Source organism: Acidovorax sp. NCPPB 3576 (genome assembly GCF_028473605.1).
In the GTDB taxonomy this organism is placed as follows: domain Bacteria; phylum Pseudomonadota; class Gammaproteobacteria; order Burkholderiales; family Burkholderiaceae_C; genus Paracidovorax.
On record NZ_CP097267.1, the window covers coordinates 1,316,604 to 1,333,688 of the forward strand.

Sequence of the window (17,085 nt, forward strand, 5' to 3'; positions counted from 1 at the left end):
CCGGGCCTTCTCAGGAAAGGATTGGGTTTGAACGATTTTGCAGCCGGGGTGATCCGGTGGATATTGCGCCTGGCCGTGGTGGTGGTCGGCGTGGTCTTTTTCCTGAGCCTGCTGGCCGTGGCTGCCCTGCTGGCGGTGGTCTGGGGCGCCCGTGCCCTGTGGGCGCGCCTGACCGGCCGTCCGGTCACGCCCTGGGCCATGCGCATGGACCCGCGCACTGGCTGGAGCACGGTGTACCGCAGCACCGCGCGCTGGTCGGCCGCGCCGGGCGGAGCCCGCCCGGTGGCGGATGGCCCGGCCGAGCCGGTGGTGCGCTCGCGTGAGCTGCCCGGGGCCCGCGACGTGACCGACGTGCAGGCCCGCGACGTGTCCTGAGCGGCGCGCCAGCGCAGGCGCCGGCAAGAAGAGTCCGCATCCGATCGTTCGGATATGACCGCCGACGGGGTCGTCACGCGCGGCGCCTTGCTCGCTTCGATGCGGCACTGCGTGCCTGGGCCGCCGCATGCCGGCCTCCCTTGACTGTTTCAGCGAATGAGGCACTTGGAGACCTGGGTTTACAGGCCGTTGCAAGGGCGCTGCCTATGATGCGTGGAATGACCCCTGCCGATATCCGCCACCAGTTCGAAACCCAGCGGCGTGCCAGCCGGGATCACGCCGACGTGCCTTTGCTGGTGCGCCGCGAGCGCCTTTTGCGCGTGCGAAAGATGCTGGACGAACACGGTCCGGTGCTCGCTGCGGCCGTGCAGGCCGATTTCGGCATGCGGTCGCCGCGCCTGACCGAAGTGGCCGATCTGTTCGTGCTGCGTGCGCAGCTGTCGCACACGCTGCGGCACCTGGCCCGCTGGGCCAAGCCACGCAAGGTCTTCACCCCGATGTTCCTGCAGCCGGCGCATGCCTGGGTGCAGCGGCAGCCGCTCGGCGTGGTGGGCGTGATCGCGCCATGGAACTATCCCGTGCAGTTGGCGCTGGCACCGGCCATCGGCGCCCTCGCGGCAGGCAACCGCGTGATGCTCAAGCCCAGCGAACTCACGCCGCACACGTCTGCACAACTGGCGTTGTTGGTCTCGCAATTCTTTTCGCCCGACGAGTTCTGCGTGGTGCAGGGCGATGCGGCCGTGGCGGCGCTCGTCGCTTCGTTGCCGTTCGACCACCTCGTCTTCACGGGCTCCACGGCGGTGGGGCGCAAGGTGGCCCAGGCCGCCGCGGTGCACCTCACGCCCACCACGCTGGAACTGGGCGGCAAGTCGCCTTGCATCCTCGATGCCGACTGCGACCTGCAGGATGCCGCGCTCAAGATCGCGCACGGCAAGCTGCTCAACGCCGGGCAGACCTGTATCGCGCCCGACTACGTGCTGCTGCCGCGCGGGCGCGAAGCCGCGTTCGGCGAGGCCTATCGCGCGGCCGTGGCACGGCTCTTTCCGTATTTCGAGGGCAACCCGGACTACGCCTCCGTCATCAACCCCCGGCAGCTGGCGCGCCTGCGCACCATGCTGCAGCAGGCGCAGACGCAAGGCGCCGACGTGCAGGTGCTGGAGCCCGTGCCCGGCTCGCCGCCGCCGCCCGCGCAAGGTATCGGCGATGGGGTGGGCCGGCAGATGCCGCCGGTGCTGGTCTTCAACGCCAGCCTGAACATGCAGGTGATGCAGGAAGAGATCTTCGGTCCCGTGCTGCCCGTGCTGGGCTACGAGCGGCTGGACGATGCCATCGCGCACATCAACGCCGGGCCGCGGCCGCTGGCGTTGTACTGGTTCGGCCGCAACGAATCGGTGCGCGACGACGTGCTGCGCCGCACGGTCAGCGGCGGCGTCACGGTGAACGACACGCTCATGCACATCACGCACGACAACCTGCCGTTCGGCGGCGTGGGTGACAGCGGCTGGGGCGCCTACCACGGCGAGGCGGGCTTTCTGCGCTTTTGCCACCAGAAGTCGGTGCTGGTGCAATCGCGCTGGTCGCTGGGCTCTGCGCTCTACCCGCCTTACGGAGCGCGTTTCGACCGTGTCATGGGGCTGCTGCGCCGCTGGCTTTAGCCGCCAGGAGGCCTTGGCACAGGGCCATGGACACCCGAGGGCTGGAGTGGAAAAACCATTTGCGGCGACAATGCCGCTCCTTTCGTTTTTTCATCCCCTGTTTTCGCCCCGTTTTTCCAATGTCCAGTATCCAGGTCCGTCCCGCCACGCTTCGCGATGCCAAAGCCATTGCACAGATCCATACCGTCTCCGCAGCCGAGGTATACCGTGGCTTGTTGCCTGACGATCAATTGAAATCCCTGTCCTCGGTCGAGAAGCGCCAAGCCTATTGGCGCGAGGCCATCGAGTATTGCGAGCCCCAGGTCCAGGTGGCCGTGGACGGCGACAAGATCGTCGGCTTCGTCGGCTTCGACCGTTCACGCGATGAGAAATCCCGCCCCACCACCGGCGAAATCTGGGCCATCTACGCCGCCCCTACGCATTGGAGCCAGGGCGTTGGCGTGGCCCTCTGGGACGCCGCACGCGACGGCCTGCAGGAAGAGGGCTGCACCAATGTCACCGCCTGGGTGCCGCTGCGCAACGAACGCGCGCTGCGCTTTCATGAGCTGGCCGGCTTCAAGCGAGAAATGTCCACCGCCAAGACCGCCGTTGTCGGTGGTGTGAAGATCGAGGAAGTGCGCCTCAAGCGCCCCTTGAACTGATCCCTGTCACCTCTGAACCCCCGCACACACACTTCATGATCCATTGGACCGAGCACGGCGAGGAGCGCTCTGCGCCCTGGCGCAGCGAAAGCGGCACCGCCGCCCCCCGGCGCGTGGTGCTGGCCGACGACACGCTCGCGGCCGACACCGCGTACCGCCTGGCGTGTGCCGGCACCGGTCTGCTGTGGCGCGGCGACTTCCAGAACGCTCGGCACTTGCTGCAGGCGCTCATGCGCCGCGCGGACAAACCCCCCAAAGCCAAGGGCGCCAAGGCAGGCCGCAAGGCCCAGGCCACGGCAACCGCTGGGAGCGCGATCCCTGCGCAGGCATTCCATCTGCACCGGCAGGCCCAGGCGCAGCGTGCACGCACGCTGGGCATGCTGCTCGTGCCGGTGCAGGGCGACCACACCATCGCGCTGCGCCGCGCGCCCGATTTGCGCGAGGCGTTTGCCGAGGCCTGGGGGCCGGCCGACGGCACCGCCTGCGTGGTGTCGCTGCGCGAAGTGCTGGGCTTGGTCGGCGCACACGAATGGCGCAAGAAGGGCGTGGAGATTCCCGCCCTGGGCACTGAACAGGCCCCGCGCCGCATCCATCCGCATTACGGCGTGTTCTCGCCCGTGCGCGGGGAATACGTGGACCTGGTGGCCCAGGCGCCGTTGCCTGCCAACGGGCTGGCCTTCGACATCGGCACCGGAACCGGCGTGCTGGCGGCGGTACTTGCCCGGCGAGGCGTACAGCGCGTCGTCGCCACTGACCAGGACCCACGGGCCTTGGCCTGCGCACGCGACAACGTGCAGCGGCTGGGCCTGTCGGCCAAGGTCGAAGTGGTGCAGGCCGATCTTTTTCCCGCAGGCCAGGCGCCGCTCGTGGTGTGCAATCCGCCGTGGTTGCCAGGGCGTGCCAGCTCGTCCATCGAGCATGCGGTGTACGACGAAGACAGCCGCATGCTGCGCGGCTTTCTGTCGGGCCTCGCGGCGCATCTGTCGCCGGGTGGCGAAGGCTGGCTCATCCTGTCCGATCTGGCGGAACACCTGGGCCTGCGGTCGCGCGAACAACTGCTCGAATGGGTGGCCGGCGCAGGTCTGCGGGTGGTGGACCGGCACGAAGTGCAGCCCCGCCACGCCAAGGCCGCGGACGCCTCCGACCCGCTGCATGCGGCGCGCTCGGCCGAGCGCACCTCGCTTTGGCGGCTGGCTGCGCTGTAGGCCGCCGCACTGGTTTTCTTCTTTCTTTCTTATCACGCGGGCAGCAGTTGCTCCATGCGCTCGCGCACCGCAGCGGCGCGTTCGGGGCCGGCCAGCAGCGTGATCTCATCCAGCAGCGCCTCGCTCACGTCCAGCATGCTGTCGCGGTCGCGCGCACCGCGCAGCGCTTCATGGAAATTGCGCGCCAGATCCGCATTGCGACGCGCGAACATGCGCTCGCAAATGTCGAACAGGTACATGCGGGTGCCTGCCAGTGAACGCAGGGCATTCGACGGTGCGGGGGCGTCGTTCGTGGCCGTCGGTGCAGCGGGCGGCACGGTTGCCGCGGCAGGGCTGGCCAGGTAGCCCTGGCGCATCAACTGCTCGACGATCTGGGCGCCGATGCCGTTGTACATGGCCTGCAGGTCCTTCATCGGCCGGCCATCGGCCAGCAGCAGCAGCGAGCGTTCTCGCAGGCTCAGTGTGCGCACGCCGGGAGACAGTTCCAGGCGGGCCTTGTCGGTTCTCAGGAGCAGCATGGAAAGGGCAAAGATCAGGCGGGAGCCTGATTGCAGCGCACTCCCGTGACGTGGCGATGACGGAAGGGCGGCCTGCCGCTGGCGGTCGTGCCCCAAACGCCGAGTCCCCCTCATGAAAGGCGTATTGCCAAGCCGCCCGGGGGCTGGCGGTAGTCCACGGATCTTGCAGCGGGTGCGGCGTTGCCAGCAGAGGCCGGTGGTATTCTCGCGGCCTTCGCCCAGGGGGGAGAAGCATGTTTACGGAAACTCAATGAACAAGAAAACACTGGTGGGCGTCGCCGTGGCGATCGCTGTCGTGGCTTATGGTGGTGCTACCTGGTATCTGGGCCAACGGGCTCAGTCGAGCTATGAGGAAGCGCTGGTCGATCTGCGCAAAGCCGTAGGACCGGATGCGGTCGTTTCCGAGGAATACCACAAGGGATTCTTCTCGTCGCAGGCCAAGCTGGTGCTGCAGTGGACCCCGCCCCGAACGGCCGCGCAGGCCGAAGCCAACTTGCCGCCATCGCCTCCGTTGCGTCTGGCCGTGAACAGCACCGTTCACCACGGCCCGTGGGCCGGTCGCCGCCTGGCTGCGGCCGTGGTGGACTCCCGCTTTGCCCTGGAAGGTCTGGATGCCCAGGCCACCAAGGATCTGGCCAAGGTGACCGCACCCACGCTGACCACCGTGCACCACCTGACGGGTCGCCACGACCTGCATTTCGTGCTGCCTGCGGGTGAAGTCGGCAACGAAGAAATGACTTTGCGTTGGCAGGAGATGGCTACCGAGATGACCCTGAGCGGGGATCGCAAGCGGGTCAAGGGCAGCTTCCAATGGCCTGAATTCGCGATGGTCGGATTGCCAGGCGGTACAGCCGGTGATGAAGACGAGGGCGAAGAAGTCAAACCCGCTACTCGCATCACCATGGCCCTGAAGGGCATGGATGGCCAGTTCGAGAACGAGGTCATCGACGGCATGTGGCTCTTCGGGCCCGGCACCGGCACGGTGCGGCTCGCGCAGATGGATGCCAGCAGCACACCGGCAGCCGGTGGTGCGGCGACTTCTCTCGTCGCTCTCAAAGAAGTGACTGGATCGTCCACGATCGAGAGCACCGGCACCACGATCAGCATTGCCACCTCGCTCAATGGCAAGGGCAGCATGGGCCCTCTGAATTTCGAATCGGTGGGTTTCGAGGAAAAGTTCCAGCGCATCGACCTGGAGACGATCAAGCGCTTTCAGCAAGCGCTGATCGAAACCTATCGCACGAATGGCTTGGCAGATGCTTCGTCCAAAACGGAGGAACGTTTGCTGGCTTTGTTCGAAGAGAACGCGCCGCGCCTGGTCGCGGCCCTTCCTGCCTATTCGATGAAGCTGTTGGCCACCTATCAGGGCCAGCAGGGCCAACTCGAATACGGTGGCGAAGTGCAGCGTGCGCCCACGACCGAAGAAGTGGCGCAGACGGGCTGGAAGGCTTCGTTGATCAAAGGCTCGATGCTGAATGCCAGTGTCCGTGTGCCCAAGGCGTGGCTTCCTCCCATCGCCGAAGCCGTCGGCAAGAAAGACATGAAGAGCGAAGACATGGACGCCATGATCGGCATGGCCCAGGCGGCCGGGTTTTTGCGGCAGGAGGGCGACAGCCTCACCAGCGTGGTGAAGATGGAAGCCGGCCAGGTCAAGCTCAACGGCAAGGCCATCGACCTGCCCAAGGGCACTTTCTAAAATAGCGCTCGGCCAAGGCCTCCTGCGCGGCGGGGTGTGCTGGCTTGTTCGGCCCACCGCTTTGCCAGTCGCCCGCAGAATGTTCACACTGTCATGACCTTGCTGCTCGCGCCCATGGAAGGGCTACTGGACTTCGTGCTGCGCGACGTTCTCACCCGCGTGGGGGGCGTGGACCGCTGCGTGTCGGAGTTCATCCGCATCACCGGCACGCTGCTGCCCGATAAGGTTTTTCTGCGCTATATCCCGGAGCTGCGCCATGGCGGCAAGACGCTGGCGGGTGTGCCGGTGCGGGCGCAGTTGCTGGGGTCCGACCCGGTCAGCATGGCCGAGAATGCGGCGCGCCTGGCTGCATTGGGGCCCGAAGGCATCGACCTGAACTTCGGGTGCCCAGCCAATGTGGTCAACCGCCACGGGGGCGGGGCAGCGTTGCTGAAAGAGCCCGAACGCATCGCGGCGGTGGTGGAGGCCGTGCGCCGTGCCGTGCCGCCCCACCTGCCGGTGTCCGCCAAGATGCGGTTGGGATACCACGACGCATCCCTGGCCCGCGAATGCGCCCAGGCCATGCAGGCCGGCGGCGCATGCGAACTGGTGGTGCACGCGCGGACCAAGGCCGACGGCTACCGTCCTCCGGCCTATTGGGAGCAAATCCCTGCCGTGCGTGATGCCGTCACCATTCCGGTCGTGGCCAATGGCGAGATCTGGAGCGTGGCCGACGCGCAGCGCTGCCGCGAGGTTTCGGGATGCAGCGCGTTGATGCTGGGGCGGGGCATGGTGGCCGATCCCGGCTTGGCCCTTGCCATCCGTTCCGCGGACGCTGGAGATACCGAGGCAACTGCATTGCCATGGTCGGCGTTGCAGCCGCACCTGGCCGACTTCTGGCGCCTGGTCTGCGAAGACCTGGAGCCACGCCAGCGCGCGGGGCGGCTCAAGCAATGGCTCAACCTTCTGCGCCGGAGGTTTCCGGAAGGCGAAGCCGCCTACCAACAGGTGCGCACCATGACGGATCTACGGGAAATCACGGAATGGCTGCAACGCCAGCAACGGGCTGGTCCAGCCTGATGCCAAAGTCACCCCACAGCACCGCCGGCGGCACCTTGATGCCTCGGCTTGAAAACCGATCCCAATGACGCGCTACAGAAGGTGATCCGGTGCGAGTGGTCCCAGCAGCTTGAGCAGCAGACGCAATCCCAGGCCGGTATCGGGGTCCGTGGTGGCGTCCTTCAAGCCGCTGCCTTGAGGGGCGTGCCAGACCAGTCCCTGGTCGGTCTTTTCCAGGCGCCAGGCGCCTTCGCGCATCGCTGTTTCGATCTGTTCCGACGCCATGCGGGAAAGGGCCCGGCTCTGGATCAGCAGGGCGATCTCGGTGTTCTGCAGTTGCGAGCGCAAGTCGAGATTCATCGATCCCACCACCAGCAGCCGGCCGTCGAGCACCAGCACCTTGGAGTGCAGCATGGACCGGGACTCGCCCGTGGCGGTTGCGCCGGATGAGCCGAAAGTCGATTTGAGGCCGGCCTGCTCGCTGCGCAGTTCATACAACTGCACGCCCATGGCCAGCAGTTCATCGCGGTGCCGGGCGTAGCCCACGTGGGCAACCGGGGCATCGTTGGAAGCCAGCGAATTGGTCAGCACACGCACGCGGACACCCCGCGCCACCGCATCGGCAAACGCCTTCTTCATGTCTTCGCCAGGCACGAAGTAGGGCGAAATGATGAGCAGGTCCTGCCGCGCCTGGGCCAGCAATTGGAGCAGGCCGTCCACCACCGTCTCCCCTTGCGCTGCGTGTTCTGCAGAGGCCTGCAGTGCCTGCGTGCGTGGGGTGGCGGAGGAGGGTGCCCTGCCTTCGGACTGCAGTCCGGGCTTGCTCACTTCGACGGCCGACCCTGGTTTCGTTTCGGCCACGGGAAGGTTCGCCTCTCCTTCGGCCAGAATCTTTGCCGGCTTGTCCGCCAGCATGACCGCCGGCGCCCAGACGAACGCGGCCGCGCGCAGGTCCATGGGCTGCTCGTTCCAGACACGGTCACGCTGTGCCTGCGTGGGCCCATCGCGAGAAGGCCGGGGCTCGCCGTCCGGAGGCTTGGGACCATCGCGCCGCTCGGAGGCTCCGGCGCGCGCCCCGGGTTGCGATGCATTGTTGTCGTTGTTGTCGTTGTCGCCATCACCCTGGTGAGGCTGCGCTGAAACTGCCGTTTTGGCCGTCTGCTCGCGCAACCGTGCCAACTCCGATTGGGTGATGAGCGACTGCACGGGGTACGCGCGCTGGTTGTTCCAATAGCTGTCGAAGCTGCGGGACAGATCCTGCACGATGGGGCCGACGGCCAGCACATCCAGATCCACGAAATTGCCCGATTCGGCATTGCCGAAATAGGCATCACCCAAATTGCGCCCGCCCGTCACGCCCATCACGTTGTCCGCGATGAACAGTTTGTTGTGCATGCGCTGCTGTACCCTGGAAAAGTCGGCCACTGAGCCCCACAAGCGCCCCAGCATCGAGCCGCGCGGCCCCGCGACCGGGTTGAACATGCGCATCTCCACATTGGGCAGGAACGCCATCCCCATCACCAACGCGTTGCGCCCCGTGCTGTGAAAGTCGTCCAGAAGAATCCGGACGCGCACCCCCCGTCGCGCTGCCGCCGCAATGCCACGCAGTAGCCGCTCGCTGCTGGCATCGGCGTGGATGGCGTAGTACTGCAGGTCCAGTGTTTTCTGAGCGTTTTCTACCAGGGCGAGGCGGCTGCCATAGGCCTCTTGCGGGCCGCTCAGGAGGAGGAAGCCGGAGTCGTGGCGTGCTTGGGCAGCACGGCGGTGAGCGTCCACGACCTTGTACAAAACCGCATTGCCTGAAGGTGACTCCGCTTGTGAGACAGGGCGTTCAACTCTCTCAGGCAACCCGGCACAACCTGAAATGAAGAGCAAGGCGAGGAGCGCTGAAATACCGCGGTGACTATATAAACTGGAATGTCTCACTCGTAAAAATATTTTGTATGGGACGGATTGGTGAGCTGATCGGACGATTATTTAATTTGAAGCGGTGGCCGTACAGTTTGAGTCAGTGGATGGCTTGCAAGATCGTGCTCTCCCTGTCTTCGAAATAATGATTCTTCGCATCTCTTCATTTTGTGTGGCGGCGGATACGTCATTTCTTTTGATGGAGAGAGTGAGATTTTCTGAGGAACTCCCATCTTTTTTTCTAGAAAATCCAGAACTATCAAACGTCAAATAAGGGTCGGCGCCGCTGGAAGTGCCGTTTCCCGAGATGGTGAAGTAGCTTGCCGGGGCTTCTTGCTTTATCACAGTCACATCCCCGCTTTCGCTATAGCTCTGGTTGCGATCTTTGTCAACGAATACGATCCATCCACTTCCCCAATCGGCACCGCTGGCAGGAATGACATATGCACTGGCATTTTGCTTCATGGCCTCTGCCTTTGCGGTATTTATGGCTACCAGCAAAGAATTGGCCAGCGAAGATAGTTGGGAATTACGTTGAAAGGACTGGAAGCCTGGTACAGCCACCAAAAGCAATATCGCAGCGATGGCCAGCGTTATCACCAGTTCAATCAGCGTAAAGCCAAACTGTGGCTTTGATTTTTTACTCATGGCCAGCACAGCCTAGGATTGCTTGTATTGCCACTGCATTTCTTCATGCCATTGCTCATCAACTCCAAATTGCCGACGACTGGATCTGATTTCACTGGAGTTGCGATCACCCTGACGCATTGTGAAATGGGCAAGGTCCCACTGCCAGTTGCAGGGCATGTACTGGCTGACAGCAGATAAGCCGCAGCAGGCAAACCTCCGTCGCCAGAAAATGTCTTAAAGGGAACTGTTGAAGCCGTGACCCCCCCGCACGCTGTGGATGGCGAGGGTGCGAGGGCAGTGGCGGTGCCGCCACTATTGCTGAATGCCAAATAGCAATTATTTTGGGTCATGTATCGCTCCTGTTGCTGCAGAAGCTCTGCCAAGGCAGCTCGCCCCTGCGCTCGGCGCCCTTTCAGGATGGAGTCGTTGTAAGCAGGATAAGCAACTGCTGCCAGAATGCCTATCACCGCCACCACAATCATGAGTTCTATCAGAGTGAAACCCCGGTTTGCTTGAGCTTTCATGGCGTTGAATTCACTTGTTTTTCATGTCTTGGTAATTATTGATCTGGCGCCAGCTCAGTCGGCCGACGGCCTCCGTGATACTGACGACCTGCGTGCTCGTACTCACACCGGATTGTCCAATGGTCGTGCTCCTCAACGTCGTGGTTCTCCAGCCTCGACCGGTGCTGTCAAGTGGAGTCGGCGGGGTTTCGGATTCATTCACAAAGAACATGCTCGGCCCCAGCAAGCCTACGGTCGATAGGTTGTATTTTCCTGAACCATCGCCAATATTGACCACATAGGCATTGCTGGTCCCAGGCGTGTTGGTGCAAGTTCCGGTAGCGCCGGTGGCACCAGGAATGATCGTATTGAAAGTTGCATAGAGACTGCCTTGGTCGCCAATGGCACTGACCAGTTTTTCTCCAGAAACCGGCATATCAAAATACCAACCAGAACGTTGTGTCGCATCGGTGTCCGACATGGCCCGGCCCCATTTGAATGCGCCAACCGTGATAACCCTCGTGCCGGTATTGATGGCGCCTTGTTTCAGCCGCGCCCGTCCACTAATGACGCTTGCCGCCGCAGGGGAGCTGTCCGCAGCCGTGTTGCCATTGTCGTAAACAGCATAGAAGCTGTTGGTTGCGGTCGATGTGTTGTCCGCGGTTTCCAGATATTTCCCCGTACCGAAGGTCACATAGAAGGTTTCCAGACCGGATACCGCCGGTCCTGAGAATATGGCCGGTGCTGCAGTAATGGGTTGGATGGTATTGTTCGAATCTTTGGCAATATACAAGGGGTAGGGTACAGGCGACCCTGCAGTGCCCTTGTTGAATGCCGTCAATTTATTCATATTCCAATCACTGGTAGGCTGGTTTTTCGAAAAATCCAGTTTCCAGAGGTTGCCGTGAAAGTCGCCCATGTAGATTTGCGTGACCTCGCCAGCGTTGCCCCAGAGCGGCTGAAAGTTGGCAAGCCCCGTCGCGTTCGCTGCACTCAGCGTACTATCAATGGGCAAAGAGATCTTGAAATAGTTGGTTCCCAAGGTCCAGGAGGTTCCAGGCTGCTTGTCTAGTGCCAGCAAGAAAAGGGCAGGCTGTCCCGTCGCACTGAAGACCCCATTGACGTCTGGCACATAGTTATTTGCCCCGCTCGCCACCACTGCAAACCACCGATAGGTGCTGGTGCTGGAGCTTCCGCTGGTTTTCAGTTTCAGAATCTGCGGCTTTCCGATCACTTGGCCCATGTCGGCATCATCGGAACGCTTGAATTCCCACATGACGTTGGAGGCGGCAAAGTTGGAGGGGTCAGACACGTCCAGTGCAAAAACCCCGGAGCCTCCACCCCCTGTTCCTGAAACCAGAACGGTTTTCCAATCGGATGCCGTGCCATTGAACGCCACTTGCGCCTCTCCCACGACCGGCGACGCATCGACATAGCTTTGGTGGTTGGTCACATAGCTGGTGTTTGTCAATGCTGAGAGTTTAGGCCCCAGCCAACTGGGAATATAGGCAAACAACTCGTCGCCAGTTCCTGCGTTGAATGAATGCAGCATACCGTCATTTGCGCCAACAAAAACGGCTGGTGTGCGGGCGTTATAGTTATTCCTGAATGCGGCATAACCGGCGCCGGAATAGGCTGTAGTAGGTGCGCCTGAATACACGACGCTGGAATTGACAATATCTCCAAGCAATGAGCTTCGCACCCGGAAAGGGTTTCCTTCCTTGGTTCGATCCCCTCTCAAAAAGCTGACACGTGCCGAACCTTGCCCATCTGAAGACGCGGTAGGTTCTGCTTTATTGAGATAGCCTTGCAAAGCGCCTTCAATCGTTGCCCAAGTAAATGACGCCGCCACTGGATTGGCATTTCCAGCGGCATTGCCTACAAAAATCTTGCGATTGGCAGCAGGCGAAGCCATTACCGACAGGCGATCAGCGGCGCTCCAGTTCTGGGAGCCTAAGCTGAGACTTGTACCAGAAACAGTCAGAGGTTCAGCGACGACATCCCCGCTCCAGTTGCTGGTATCAAACTTGGAAGAGTACACGACGCTTCCCGACGTGCTGCTGATGGTCGTGGAAGAGGCTGAGCTGCCTGCAATGCTTCTGGCTTGGGTCGACGCCCTGCTGAAAATATCGTCGAAGGCCGAAAGGACACCACGTGCACTACTTTGAAGGTAGTAGGTGCCAGCCTCGCCAGGATCATTTTGCTTTTGCCAGACATTGTTGTCGTTGGTGCCGTCTTGGCGCTTGAAAGGATTGCCATAGGTGTTGTACGGCCTGGCTGCAGCGTTGCTGGGATCCGATTCGAAGCCGCCATACTTTGATGCCATGAAAAACTGATTGGCAAAACGGCGTGTGGATACGTTGTTTTGCGCACCATATTCGTTCACGTCGAAAAGAAAGGTCTTGACTCTGAGTCCTGGACGCTGTTTTGCGGTGTTTGCGGTCCAATCTGTCCCACGGATATCGTGCGTGTGAGACCAATACGCCGACCCCATGATCTGACTGGTTTGGGTGCCAGTCGGCACGCTACCGTTCGCGCCGTTGGGGTTGCCCGTGGTCCTGGCCACATTCTGACCATCTTGGTAGCTCGTCGTTTGGTTCCGCTCAAAAGATTGAACCGTAGTGCGCCAAGCATTGATATCCGGAATATTGTTCGCCACATTAGGCGTGGGCAGCCTGTTTCCGTCATGGGTATTAATGTCTCCAATGACGACTACATTGCTTTTCAGGCACGAATAATCCGAAGCGTTGCTTCTGTTATCGTATGGGTCTGTCCAGGTTGTATAAACCGGATAACCATCGTACATATCTGATGCAATGTTGTTGGTCGCGGCAGCGCTCGGCTGCAATCCCTGCAAATATCTGATCGTCTCGTAATGGAGTTCACCGACGGGATCATATATTTTGTAGCGACCAGGCACAGGGCCGGTTCTACCAAACTTGTTCAGATAATTGATCACACCGCTAATATTCGGAGATTGGCTGGTGTCGTTATCCGGATTGGAAAGAAATACCCCATTGTTCGCATTCCACTCGGCGTTGGGATTCCCTCCGCTTGGAGTGTTGTCTTGGCCCGTGGTGCTGAAAGTCTTGCTGCCAACATATTTCATTGGCGCACGAAGAACGCCACCATAACGGCCGTTGTTGTAGCTAGCCGTTTGGTCCATGAGATAACCGAAAGCGGCCAATCGCATCTGGTCGCTGTATTTTTGAATAACGCCAGTGGGCTTGTAGTTTCCGTTAGGATATTGCCTGCACAAATTGTATGCAGCACGCACATCCTGCAAAACGCCAGAGGTGGTATTGCAGACTTGGACGCGGGCATAGAAAAAGCCATCGCTGTTCAAGTTTGCATTCACAGGTGGTGTCCACGATCCGCTATAGTTTCTGTAATAACATTGCTTTGGAGTGCCGCTCTTTGGGTCGCCAAAAATATCATTGGTACAAGCCACACCATTCGAAGCGGGAGCCACCTTCCAGTAATTGACGATACCGACTCTAACTCCGTACCAAACCTCTTTCGTTCCGGTAAAGCTGCAGGTGTTATTTTCAGTGGCGCACTGGGTAATACCACTGGGCAGGCTGGCCGACGAATCGCTCACTGGTCCCACGGATGAATTGGTCGTTGGCGCACCCAATTTATATGATGCGGGGCCTGTAGAGCAGTTTCCAGTGTTGGAGGTGCCAAAATAAATTCGATTCAGGGTATTCGCTACCCATATATCGTTTCCATTGGCAGCTGTGATCATCGCTGTGGGGACGGCTCCCCAATACGTTCCTGCACTTCCGCCATCTTTTTGAAGTTGTTTGGCCGGAAAGTTACTGGTATTCCACATGCAGACAGGATCCCCATTGGGAATGACTGCGCGTTGAAGTATGGTCAGGGAAGAGTTGGTAGTAGCTGTATCAATGTATCTATCGCCGCCTGACAATGCCAAGCGGAGCATATCAATGGCTGAACTGCTGGCCCAATTTAAAAAATTGCCGCTGAAGGCATTGGTGCACTTTCTTGCGGTTGCGGCGCCGCTGCGATCAAACCGCTTATAGTCTGCTGCAGTCAAGCCGCTGGCAGGCGTTTCTGTTGGAGAGTCGTTATATGTATAACAACTTTCTGCATCGTAATATCCCAAATATTCTTGTAAATTGGAATAGGTATTGTCTGTGGTGCTTCCCGATGGGTATTGTGAACCCACTGTTGGATATTCAACCGACAACGCCAGCGCCAAAGTGGGCTTATCCACCGCAGCTGCTGCATACAAAGGATCTGCGGAAATATTGATTGCAGGTATGGCAGGTGCAGTGCCTGCGCTGAATGCAACAAATGAGATGGTTGCCATGATAGGTACGGCTGCCAACGCAATCCACTTCGCAGAAGACGAGTTTTTAATGCTCTCTTTGCAGGCTGCAATGATTTTTATTGCCGTCGCAGGCCTGAAGGAAACAGAGTTATTCATATAGGCCTCTTCAATTTCTAAAAATTACTTGCGATACGGTCTGAGTATCCGCATTTGGGCCAAAGCCCATGGCAGTAATTCTGTAAATATATTTGACGTCTTTTGGATCTTTTGTGCGAGACATCGAGGGATCAGGAATGGGCTCTATGACATAGCGGGGAGGTTGAGCGGGCTGAATTCCTGCATTTCCTGAGGGAAATGTCCGTCCTGTATATTTCCCGAATACAGTCGTTGGGGCGTTGTTTGCTGTAATCGTGAAGTCCACAGCCAACCAAGCCGGCTTGCCCGTGGCATTGAGAGCGCACAGGCCGATCGTGTTGCCAGATGTCCCGCAGTCCTGAACAAATTTAGCAATATCTGTGCTCCCTCGTTTGAAGATACTGTTTCTTTTAGTCGATGAACTTGTTGGTTGTCCCAGAATGTCGAATTCCGCGTCCATCAAGGCAGCTTCAGTGGATTGCCAAGCGATTTGAGTATCTCGATCATTGCGAGTGCCGCGCTCAGCCATCATCGAAATCTGCACTCCTGATATTCCCAATATGGAAACAATCACCAGTAGCAACATCACTACAATTAATGATGCTCCTCGTTCTTTTGAAGATTGTAGAACTGCAAATTTCACAGATAAATCTTGTAATTTCAGCATGCTAATTGTCTTGTTGATAATTGCGCAGGTGCACGGTAAACGTCACTGTTTGCCGCAATCTCCCATCGGATGACGTGAACACGGTGCCTGGATCATTGGTCGCGTCTGCCATTCCGCTGCCTATCGCGCCAGAACTGGAACCTTTGGCGATACCCAGCGGATAGAGTGTTTGAGAGCTCTTATCAATAGCCGAACCGCTGGGGCCTCTGATAACCATGCCGATGCGCAGGCTCCTGACGCGCCGCCAATTGGAATAGCTGACGGCCGCATTTGAAGTGTTGGTAATCTGGTCGGCCCTTAAGTAACGCTCAGGCCCGTTTTCTGGCGAACTTGCTGCACTGGCCGGCAAAGTGGCATTGTTCGGACCGATGCCATCAACCCCGTAAAGCACTTGAAAGTTTTCCACTCCCCTGATCAAAGGCTCCGCTTCCAGAGAACCGGTTGAACCGATATGGGTGCACATGAGAGAAGGTTCACCGTCTTGTCCGACACCAACGTGCAAAATACTTAATATGCGGTCGTATCGATCAACGGGTACCGCTGACGGTGCCAAACCCATGCAGTCAATCATGGTTTGATCAGAGGTGGTTGCTGTTGGAACCAGCTGACTGGTTTGATTTCTCAGCACCAAAATATCGCTGCCTGCCCCTACAGCCGAACCCCAGTTGGAGCTTTCATCCCAAGCGTTGGTTTCGCTGCGTTTTTGATTGTTGATGCCATAAATGTTTGGTGGTGGATTCGATTCAATTCCAGCAGTGCTATTTGGTGCGGGAGTAGCCGCATCTCTCACATCCTTGTAGCCCGCCTGGACTCCCAGGCGCTGAATAAGATCAACGGCAAATCTGCTGTTGTCTCGAAGTTGTGACGCTGCATCCACACTGCTGAAGCCCTGCCTCGAAACGACCAATGCGGCCACTGCGACCAGCACAATCAGCAAGCTGATGACCATTGCCACCATCAACTCGATAAGGGTTAAGCCCCTTTGCTGACGCTTGGCTGCAAGGTAATGCTGCATGGAATCGTTGTTTTTCATATTGCACTGGCGTTGCCACTGGTCACTGGGAAAATGATGTAAGGAACGCTTCCTGAACTGCTGGCCTGTTCAAGCACATCGTTTCCAGTTTTACTTCTATCGGTGGAATTGCGAGTCCATCCAATTTTTATAACTGCAATCTCATTCGCAGTTGCTCCGGATGGAGCGCAGTCCCACTGGGGTATGCCGTTGCTGTTGTATGGAGCGCTGTCAAAACAGATAGCTACCCGAGCCCCCGGCAGGGTGTTGTCTACCCTGGCGAGCCAATCCGTCATCTCGGCATTGGCAATATCAGTCGCTGATGTGCAGCCTGTGGAAGCATTGCCCACGCTCAGGCAATACGATGGAGTGGCTGGGGCCATGGACCCGCTCGATAGTGAAACAATATATGGGTTATCAGCGGGTGTCGTCTTTACGCCGACTTCTTTATTGCCCCGCATCATTTCTGCTAGCTCTCTTGCCAACATGGCGGCTTGTGCTTGCAACCGAGCCTCTCTGTTCGACTGCAGCGCAAAAGCCTGCATGCCAACCAAGCCCAGCATGCCGAAAGACAGCACCATGATCGCTACCAGGACCTCAACCAAGGTGAAGCCCAGGGATTGGCTGGTGGGTCGTGAGCAGGAAGGGATTCTGGCGACCAACCTGGGCTTTGGTAACAGGGCATGGGATGTCATGTTTGAATGTTACGGGGATATTTTCCAGTTCACCCATCCATCCCGTGCCGTTGGCGCCATAAGGCGCACCGTTTGGCGGCAGAATGGGATGCTTGCACGCCGGCCGTGGC

Annotated in this window: 14 protein-coding genes; 6 read left to right on the forward strand and 8 right to left on the reverse strand. The window is 59.4% G+C overall.

Annotation, left to right across the window (positions count from 1 at the left end):
- Positions 1–27: 27 nt before the first annotated feature.
- From M5C98_RS06150 to M5C98_RS06165, 4 genes are all read left to right on the forward strand, one after another.
- Positions 28–375: a hypothetical protein gene (locus M5C98_RS06150; protein WP_272551623.1), complete on the forward strand. Its 348-nt coding sequence runs from the start codon at positions 28–30 to the stop codon at positions 373–375.
- Positions 376–593: 218 nt separating this feature from the next.
- Entirely contained in the window at positions 594–2,030 is a 1,437-nt protein-coding gene (locus M5C98_RS06155) for a coniferyl aldehyde dehydrogenase (RefSeq protein WP_272551624.1), read from the forward strand.
- Between the two features lie 119 nt (positions 2,031–2,149).
- Positions 2,150–2,671: a GNAT family N-acetyltransferase gene (locus M5C98_RS06160; RefSeq protein WP_092744242.1), complete on the forward strand. Its 522-nt coding sequence runs from the start codon at positions 2,150–2,152 to the stop codon at positions 2,669–2,671.
- Positions 2,672–2,706: 35 nt separating this feature from the next.
- Positions 2,707–3,876 (forward strand): class I SAM-dependent methyltransferase, encoded by a 1,170-nt coding sequence (locus M5C98_RS06165; protein ID WP_272551625.1) that lies wholly within the window; start codon positions 2,707–2,709, stop codon positions 3,874–3,876.
- A gap of 32 nt (positions 3,877–3,908) precedes the next feature.
- Here the strand turns inward: M5C98_RS06165 and M5C98_RS06170 are convergent, their stop codons facing one another.
- The gene (locus M5C98_RS06170; RefSeq protein ID WP_272551627.1) at positions 3,909–4,394 is read right to left on the reverse strand and encodes a hypothetical protein; all 486 of its coding nucleotides are present in this window, start codon (positions 4,392–4,394) and stop codon (positions 3,909–3,911) included.
- A 112-nt stretch (positions 4,395–4,506) separates the two neighbouring features.
- Here M5C98_RS06170 and M5C98_RS06175 point away from each other — a divergent pair, with 112 nt between their 5' ends.
- Together M5C98_RS06175 and M5C98_RS06180 are read left to right on the forward strand one after the other, a co-directional pair.
- Positions 4,507–6,090 carry a YdgA family protein gene (locus M5C98_RS06175; protein ID WP_272551629.1) on the forward strand — a complete coding sequence of 528 codons (1,584 nt, stop codon included), beginning with the start codon at positions 4,507–4,509 and terminating at the stop codon, positions 6,088–6,090.
- Positions 6,091–6,183: 93 nt separating this feature from the next.
- Positions 6,184–7,149: a tRNA dihydrouridine synthase gene (locus tag M5C98_RS06180; RefSeq protein WP_272551631.1), complete on the forward strand. Its 966-nt coding sequence runs from the start codon at positions 6,184–6,186 to the stop codon at positions 7,147–7,149.
- Positions 7,150–7,221: 72 nt separating this feature from the next.
- On the opposite strand, the gene M5C98_RS06185 is transcribed toward M5C98_RS06180, so the two are convergent.
- Genes M5C98_RS06185 through pilV form a run of 7 tightly spaced genes read right to left on the reverse strand, consistent with a single transcriptional unit; the run spans position 7,222 to position 16,885 of the window.
- Positions 7,222–9,054 (reverse strand): phospholipase D family protein, encoded by a 1,833-nt coding sequence (locus M5C98_RS06185; RefSeq protein WP_442867240.1) that lies wholly within the window; start codon positions 9,052–9,054, stop codon positions 7,222–7,224.
- A 51-nt stretch (positions 9,055–9,105) separates the two neighbouring features.
- Positions 9,106–9,684 carry a GspH/FimT family pseudopilin gene (locus M5C98_RS06190; RefSeq protein ID WP_272551632.1) on the reverse strand — a complete coding sequence of 193 codons (579 nt, stop codon included), beginning with the start codon at positions 9,682–9,684 and terminating at the stop codon, positions 9,106–9,108.
- On the reverse strand, positions 9,681–10,190 hold the full coding sequence (locus tag M5C98_RS06195) for a type IV pilin protein (protein ID WP_272551633.1): 510 nt from the start codon (positions 10,188–10,190) through the stop codon (positions 9,681–9,683). The genes M5C98_RS06190 and M5C98_RS06195 overlap by 4 nt, the downstream gene beginning before the upstream one ends.
- A 10-nt stretch (positions 10,191–10,200) precedes the next feature.
- The gene (locus M5C98_RS06200; RefSeq protein ID WP_272551634.1) at positions 10,201–14,622 is read right to left on the reverse strand and encodes a pilus assembly protein; all 4,422 of its coding nucleotides are present in this window, start codon (positions 14,620–14,622) and stop codon (positions 10,201–10,203) included.
- Between the two features lie 10 nt (positions 14,623–14,632).
- Positions 14,633–15,268, reverse strand: a complete 636-nt coding sequence (locus M5C98_RS06205) for a pilus assembly PilX family protein (RefSeq protein ID WP_272551635.1) — start codon at positions 15,266–15,268, stop codon at positions 14,633–14,635.
- A gap of 1 nt (position 15,269) precedes the next feature.
- Positions 15,270–16,301 (reverse strand): PilW family protein, encoded by a 1,032-nt coding sequence (locus tag M5C98_RS06210; protein WP_272551636.1) that lies wholly within the window; start codon positions 16,299–16,301, stop codon positions 15,270–15,272.
- Positions 16,298–16,885, reverse strand: a complete 588-nt coding sequence (gene pilV, locus M5C98_RS06215) for a type IV pilus modification protein PilV (protein WP_272551638.1) — start codon at positions 16,883–16,885, stop codon at positions 16,298–16,300. Before pilV ends, M5C98_RS06210 begins: the two co-directional genes overlap by 4 nt.
- Between the last annotated feature and the right edge of the window lie 200 nt (positions 16,886–17,085).

What these genes read in the sequence shown, in the direction of transcription:
- M5C98_RS06155 (WP_272551624.1), top strand. Translation starts at nt 594, where the DNA reads ATGACCCCTGCCGATATCCGCCACCAGTTCGAAACCCAGCGGCGTGCC.
- M5C98_RS06160 (WP_092744242.1), top strand. Translation starts at nt 2,150, where the DNA reads ATGTCCAGTATCCAGGTCCGTCCCGCCACGCTTCGCGATGCCAAAGCC.
- M5C98_RS06165 (WP_272551625.1), top strand. Translation starts at nt 2,707, where the DNA reads ATGATCCATTGGACCGAGCACGGCGAGGAGCGCTCTGCGCCCTGGCGC.
- M5C98_RS06170 (WP_272551627.1), bottom strand. Translation starts at nt 4,394, where the DNA reads ATGCTGCTCCTGAGAACCGACAAGGCCCGCCTGGAACTGTCTCCCGGC.
- M5C98_RS06175 (WP_272551629.1), top strand. Translation starts at nt 4,507, where the DNA reads ATGAAAGGCGTATTGCCAAGCCGCCCGGGGGCTGGCGGTAGTCCACGG.
- M5C98_RS06180 (WP_272551631.1), top strand. Translation starts at nt 6,184, where the DNA reads ATGACCTTGCTGCTCGCGCCCATGGAAGGGCTACTGGACTTCGTGCTG.
- M5C98_RS06190 (WP_272551632.1), bottom strand. Translation starts at nt 9,684, where the DNA reads ATGAGTAAAAAATCAAAGCCACAGTTTGGCTTTACGCTGATTGAACTG.
- M5C98_RS06195 (WP_272551633.1), bottom strand. Translation starts at nt 10,190, where the DNA reads ATGAAAGCTCAAGCAAACCGGGGTTTCACTCTGATAGAACTCATGATT.
- M5C98_RS06200 (WP_272551634.1), bottom strand. Translation starts at nt 14,622, where the DNA reads ATGAATAACTCTGTTTCCTTCAGGCCTGCGACGGCAATAAAAATCATT.
- M5C98_RS06205 (WP_272551635.1), bottom strand. Translation starts at nt 15,268, where the DNA reads ATGCTGAAATTACAAGATTTATCTGTGAAATTTGCAGTTCTACAATCT.
- M5C98_RS06210 (WP_272551636.1), bottom strand. Translation starts at nt 16,301, where the DNA reads ATGAAAAACAACGATTCCATGCAGCATTACCTTGCAGCCAAGCGTCAG.